General features: G+C 67.9%; 4 protein-coding genes. All 4 read right to left on the bottom strand.

Going from position 1 to position 6000, the window contains the following annotated elements:
* Positions 1-228: 228 nt before the first annotated feature.
* Complete coding sequence (locus BSE24067_RS16600) at positions 229-1674, bottom strand: NAD-dependent succinate-semialdehyde dehydrogenase (RefSeq protein ID WP_151066013.1); 1446 nt, start codon at positions 1672-1674, stop codon at positions 229-231.
* A gap of 158 nt (positions 1675-1832) precedes the next feature.
* The gene (locus tag BSE24067_RS16595) at positions 1833-3161 is read right to left on the bottom strand and encodes a c-type cytochrome (RefSeq protein WP_244130438.1); all 1329 of its coding nucleotides are present in this window, start codon (positions 3159-3161) and stop codon (positions 1833-1835) included.
* Between the two features lie 16 nt (positions 3162-3177).
* The gene (locus BSE24067_RS16590) at positions 3178-5397 is read right to left on the bottom strand and encodes a xanthine dehydrogenase family protein molybdopterin-binding subunit (protein WP_151066012.1); all 2220 of its coding nucleotides are present in this window, start codon (positions 5395-5397) and stop codon (positions 3178-3180) included.
* 84 nt (positions 5398-5481) lie between these two features.
* Positions 5482-5937, bottom strand: a complete 456-nt coding sequence (locus BSE24067_RS16585; protein WP_151066011.1) for a (2Fe-2S)-binding protein — start codon at positions 5935-5937, stop codon at positions 5482-5484.
* Positions 5938-6000 lie beyond the last annotated feature (63 nt).

Below are 6000 nucleotides of genomic sequence, written 5' to 3'. Positions count from 1 at the left end.
CGCCAGCATGCGCCGAAACCCTCGAACTACGACATTTCAACTTTGCTCAGATGCGACATTACAACTTTGCTCTTACATCAAAAAATGCGCTAATTCACCTTATGTAAAATCACAACGGCGACAGAAACCCCACCCGACATCGACGCTTCTTCCATTACCCCATCCCGCCGCAGCCCAAAAAAGCGCGCCGCGTACCCCGCGACGCGCCCCACACTCAATCCACGCCCATCAAACCGCCATCACCGTCACCGACTTCGTGACGAGATACGGTTCCAGCGCTTCCGGCCCGCCTTCGGACCCGTAGCCCGAATCCTTCACGCCGCCGAACGGCATTTCCGGCCACGGCGTCGCCGGCTGGTTGATCCACAGCATCCCGACCTCGAGTCGCTGCGTCAGCAGATGCACGTTCGCGAACGAACGCGTGAACGCATAGCCGGCCAGCCCGAACGGCAGCCGGTTCGCTTCCGCGATCGCGTCCTCGAGTGTGTCGAAGCCGCGGATCGCCGCGACCGGGCCGAACGGCTCGTTGTTGAATACGTCGGCTTCCAGCGGCACGTTCGCGATCACGGTCGGCGCGAAGAAGTTGCCTTCCGAGCCGATCCGTTCGCCGCCGGTCTCGATGCGCGCGCCGACCTTGCGCGCATTCTCGACGACCGACGCCATCGCGGTCAACCGGCGCGGATTCGCCAGCGCGCCGAGCGTCGTGCCTTCGTCGAGCCCGTTGCCGACCTTCAGCCCCTGCGCGTGCTGAACCAGCGCGCGCGTGAACTCGTCACGGATGCTGTTGTGCACGAGGAACCGCGTCGGCGAAATGCACACCTGGCCGGCGTTGCGGAACTTCGCGCCACCGGCGGCCTTCACGGCCAGCGCGACGTCCGCATCTTCGGCGACGATCACCGGCGCGTGGCCGCCCAGCTCCATCGTCGCGCGCTTCATGTGCTGGCCCGCGAGCGCGGCGAGCTGCTTGCCGACCGGCGTCGAACCCGTAAACGTCACCTTGCGGATCACCGGATGCGGAATCAGGTACGACGAGATTTCCGCCGGATCGCCGTACACGAGACCGATCACGCCAGCCGGCACGCCCGCATCGACGAACGCGCGCAGTAGCGCGGCCGGCGATGCCGGGGTCTCCTCCGGCGCCTTCACGAGGAACGAGCAGCCGGTGGCGAGCGCGGCGCTCAGCTTGCGTACGACCTGGTTCACCGGGAAATTCCACGGCGTGAATGCCGCGACCGGACCGACCGGCTCCTTCACGACCGTTTGCTGCGCGCCGAGGTTGCGCGGCGGCACGATCCGGCCGTACACGCGACGGCCTTCGTCCGCGAACCATTCGATGATGTCCGCGGCCGACAGCACTTCGACACGCGCTTCCGTCAGCGGCTTGCCCTGCTCCTGCGTCATCAGCTGCGCGATGGTGCCGGCACGTTCGCGCACCAGCGCGGCGGCCTTGCGCATCATGGCCGCGCGCTCGTGCGCGGGCACCTTGCGCCATGCTTCGAAACCGCGCTGCGCCGCGGCCAGCGCGCGGTCCAGATCGGCGATGCCCGCGTGGGCGACCTTGCCTATTACCTTGCCCGTCGCCGGGTTCACGACGTCGATCGTCTTGCCGCTCGCGGCGTCGACCCACTCGCCGTCGATCAGCAATTGCGTATCCGTATAAGTCACGTTAGCCATCCAGACACCCCTACTTGCGTCGATAAAAACGCGCGCGGCCACGAAGGCCGCGCGCCGGTTGACAGAAAGAGCTGCATTGCCGGTCGCCTTGCAACCGGCAACGTTCGAGGACGGGCACGCAGCACACGTGCCCGTCATCAACCGCAACGGCGGACCGCTCAGCGCGCCGCTGCCGTCGCCTTGCGGAGTTTCGCGACATCCGCCGCCTGTACGGCCGGCGCGCCGTTGTTCCAGCCGGCACGCATGAACGTCAGCACGTCGGCGATCTGCTGGTCGTTCAGCTGGTTCGCGAACGCCGGCATCGGATACGCGGACGGCACGCCGCCGATCACGAGCGTGTCGCTGCCGTTCAGCGTCACGTTGATCAGCGACGACGCATCGGCCTCGAGCACGTTCGGGTTGCCGGCGAGCGGCGCGAGCAGCGGCGCGTAGCCGCGGCCGTCCGCGCCATGGCAATGCAGGCAGTAAGCGTTATACACCTTTGCGCCCGGATCGTTCGCCGGCCGGCCCAATGCGACCTGCGTCGCCTTCGGCTCGTAACGGTAAGGCGGCGCACCGTTGCCGCCCGCGGCCGGCAACGACTTCAGATAGCGCGCGATCGCCGTCAGATCGTCGTCGGTGAGTTCCTGCGTGCTGTGGTTGATCACGCTCACCATCGAACCGAACGCGGTCGCGTGCCGGTTCGCGCCGGTTTTCAGGAACTGCGCGACGTCGGCCTCGTTCCAGCGGCCAAGCCCGGTGTTGTGCTCGCCGGTCAGGTTCGACGCGAACCAGTTGTCGATCGATGCACCGGACAGGAATGCCGCGCCGCTCTCGTCCAGCGCCTTCTCCTGGAAGCCGACGCCGCGCGGCGTATGACACGACCCGCAATGCCCGAGCCCCTGCACGAGGTACGCGCCGCGGTTCCACGTCGCGTCCTTCGCCGGCTTGTCGGTATACGGTGTCGTGTCGAGGAACACCGCATTCCACAGCGCCAGCGGCCAGCGCATGTTGAGCGGCCACGGAATGTCCGACGCACGATTCGCCTGCTTCACCGGCTCGACGCCGTGCATGAAGTACGCGTACAGCGCCTTCACGTCGTCGTCCTTCAGCTTCGCGTACGACGGATACGGCATCGCCGGATAGAGGTTATGGCCGTCCTTCGCGACGCCCTTGCGCAATGCGCCGGCAAACTCCGCTTCGGTATAGCGGCCGATGCCCGTGTCCGGATCGGGCGTGATGTTCGTCGTGTAGATCGCGCCCATCGGCGTGACCATCTTCAGGCCGCCGGCGAACGGCGCGCCGCGCGGCGCGGTATGGCACGCAACGCAGTCGCCGGCCTTCGCGAGATACGCGCCGCGGGCGATGAGCGCGCTGTCGGCCGGCGCCGTTTGCGCGGCTTGCGCTGCAGTACCGGCCATCAACGCGGACAGCGCGAGCAGCGATCCGCCGAGCGTGCGGGCCGCGCGATTCACGTGGTGCAGACGAGTCAGGGTCAGGTTTCGCATGGTTCGTCCCTCCCCCTCAAGCCGTCTTCAGCTGGTTGCCGACCGGCAGCTTGCGCAGCCGCTTGCCGGTCGCCGCGAAGATCGCATTCGACAGCGCCGCGGCCGTCGCGGCCGTGCCCGGTTCCCCGATGCCGCCCGGCGCTTCGGCGCTTTTGACGAGATGAACCTCGATCGGCGGCGTCTCGTTGATTCGCATCACGCGGTAGTCGGTGAAGTTGCTCTGCACGACGCGGCCGTCCTCGATCGTGATCTCGCCGTACAGCGCGCCCGTGATCCCGAAGATGATGCCGCCCTGCACCTGCGCGTCGATCGTGCTCGGGTTCACCACCATCCCGCAATCGACCGCACACACGGCGCGCTTGACCTGCACTTCGCCATCGTCCACGGCGACGTCGATCACGATCGAGAAAAAGCTGCCGAACGCGTGCATCACCGACACGCCGCGCCCTTGCCCCTTCGGCAGCGGCGCGCCCCAACCGGCCGCCTTCGCCGCGACGTCGAGCACGTTGCGCGCACGCGGCGTCTTGCCGAGCAGTGCGCGGCGGTATTGCACCGGGTCGGTCTTGGCCTGTGCGGCCAGTTCGTCGATGAAGCTCTCGACGACGAACGTACTGCGCGTCGGCCCGACGCCGCGCCAGAACGCGGTCGGCACGTGGCGCGGCTCCTGGCGCACGTAGTCGACGAGCTGGTTCGGCAGGTCGTACGGCAGCTCGGCCGCGACTTCCACCGCGTCCGGATCGACGCCGTCCTTGACCGCGGGCGGCGCAAAGCGCGCGAGGATCGACGAGCCGACGATCCGGTGCTGCCACGCGACCGGCTTGCCGTTCGCGTCGAGGCCGGCCGAGATCTTGTCGTAGTAGCACGGCCGGTACATGTCGTGCTGAACGTCTTCCTCGCGCGTCCAGATCACCTTCACCGGGGCATTGACCTGTTTGCCGACCTTTACCGCCTGGCCGATCATGTCGGTTTCGAGCCGCCGGCCGAACCCGCCGCCGAGCAGGTGGTTGTGCACGACGATCTTGTCCGGCGACAGCCCGGTAAGCTGCTGCGCGGTGTCGCGGGCGCGCGTCGGCACCTGCGTGCCGACCCAGATCTCGCAGCCGTCGCTACGCACGTGCACCGTGCAGTTCACGGGCTCCATCGTCGCGTGCGCAAGCAACGGCTGCTCGTAGACGGCATCGACACGCGTCTTCGCATTCGCGAACGCGTTGCCGACGTCGCCCTCCTTGCGAGCGACCGCGCCGTTGCCGTTTGCGGCCGCATGCGCGAGATCCGCGAAAAGATCCTTCGTCGACACCTTCGCGCCCGCGCCTTCGTTCCACTTGACGACGAGCGCCGACGCGCCGCGCTTCGCGGCCCACGTGTGATCGCCGACCACCGCGACCGCATTGTCGACGCGCACCACCTGGCGCACGCCCGGAATCTTCTTCGCGGCGGTGTCGTCGACGCTCGCGACCGTGCCGCCGAACACCGGGCTGTTCACGGTCACCGCGTACAGCATGCCGGGCAGGCGCACGTCGAGCCCGAACTGCGCGGTGCCGTCGACTTTTTCCGGCGAATCGAGCCGCTTCACCGGCTTGCCGATCAGCTTGAAATCTTCCGGTTTCTTCAGCGCGACGTCCTTCGGCACCGGCAGCTTCGCTGCGGCATCCGCGAGCTGGCCGTACGCCGCGCGCCGGCCGCTCGGCGGATGCTGGACTTCACCATTTTCGGCGCGGCACGTGGCCGGATCGACGTTCCATTGCTTCGCGGCCGCTGAAACCAGCAGCGTGCGCGCGGTGGCGCCTGCACGGCGCAACGGTTCCCACGCGTAGCGCACCGACGTCGAGCCGCCGGTAAGCTGGCCGCCGAGCAGCGGATCGAGGAACAGCTTCTCGTTCGGCGGCGCATGGTCGAGCGTCACGTTCGACAGCGGCACCTCGAGTTCCTCGGCGATCAGCATCGGCAACGCTGTGTAGACGCCCTGCCCCATCTCGACCTTCGGCATCACCAGCGTGACCTTGCCGCTGCGGTCGATCTGCACGAACGCGTTCGGCGCGAATACGCCGGCGCGCGCCGTTTCGTCCGCATCGCCGCCGATCACCGAGCGCCGCGCATCGTCGCCGGCGGCCGGCATGCTGAAGCCGAGCAGCAAGCCGCCGCCCGCGGCCGCGCCGAGCGACATGCCCAATTTGAGAAACGAACGGCGCGACACGCCCGCGCCGGCCCGGCCGGCTTCGATCAGTCCTCGTGACATGTGAGCCTCCGCAGAGCCGCCTCGACGAGGCCGAGCGCCCCCTTGGGGGGCAGGGAACGAAGTGAACGTGCGAGCGGTTTCATCTCACGCCCCCTTCGCGGCGTGCTTGACCGCCGCGCGAATCCGGTTGTACGTGCCGCAGCGGCAGATGTTGCCGGCCATCGCCGCGTCGATGTCGGCGTCGCGGGGGTTCGGATTCGATGCGATCAGCGCGGTGGCCGCCATCACCTGCCCCGACTGGCAGTAGCCGCACTGGACGACGTCGAGCTCGCGCCACGCTTGCTGGATTTTTTGCCCGGCCGGCGTCGCGCCGACGGCTTCGATCGTCGTGATCTTGCGGCCCGCGACGGCCGCGACCGGCAGCACGCACGAGCGCGCGGCGACGCCGTCGAGATGCACGGTGCACGCGCCGCATTGCGCGATGCCGCAGCCGAATTTCGTGCCGGTCAGGCCGACGACGTCGCGCAGCACCCACAGCAGGGGCATGTCGTCGGGGGCGTCGACCGTGCGGTTTTCGCCGTTGATATTGAGGGTGACCATTCAGCCTCCGAGGGCCGGTGTATTGGGGAAGCGGCGCGACCGGCGCGCCGGGTTGTTCATCGC

It is taken from the genome of Burkholderia latens (assembly GCF_902499045.1).
Lineage (GTDB): Bacteria > Pseudomonadota > Gammaproteobacteria > Burkholderiales > Burkholderiaceae > Burkholderia > Burkholderia latens.
This window is presented reverse-complemented; position numbering and strand designations above follow the sequence as displayed.

Coding starts and splice junctions, on each gene's coding strand:
- BSE24067_RS16585 (WP_151066011.1), bottom strand. CDS start 5,937: ATGGTCACCCTCAATATCAACGGCGAAAACCGCACGGTCGACGCCCCC.
- BSE24067_RS16600 (WP_151066013.1), bottom strand. CDS start 1,674: ATGGCTAACGTGACTTATACGGATACGCAATTGCTGATCGACGGCGAG.
- BSE24067_RS16595 (WP_244130438.1), bottom strand. CDS start 3,161: ATGCGAAACCTGACCCTGACTCGTCTGCACCACGTGAATCGCGCGGCC.
- BSE24067_RS16590 (WP_151066012.1), bottom strand. CDS start 5,397: ATGTCACGAGGACTGATCGAAGCCGGCCGGGCCGGCGCGGGCGTGTCG.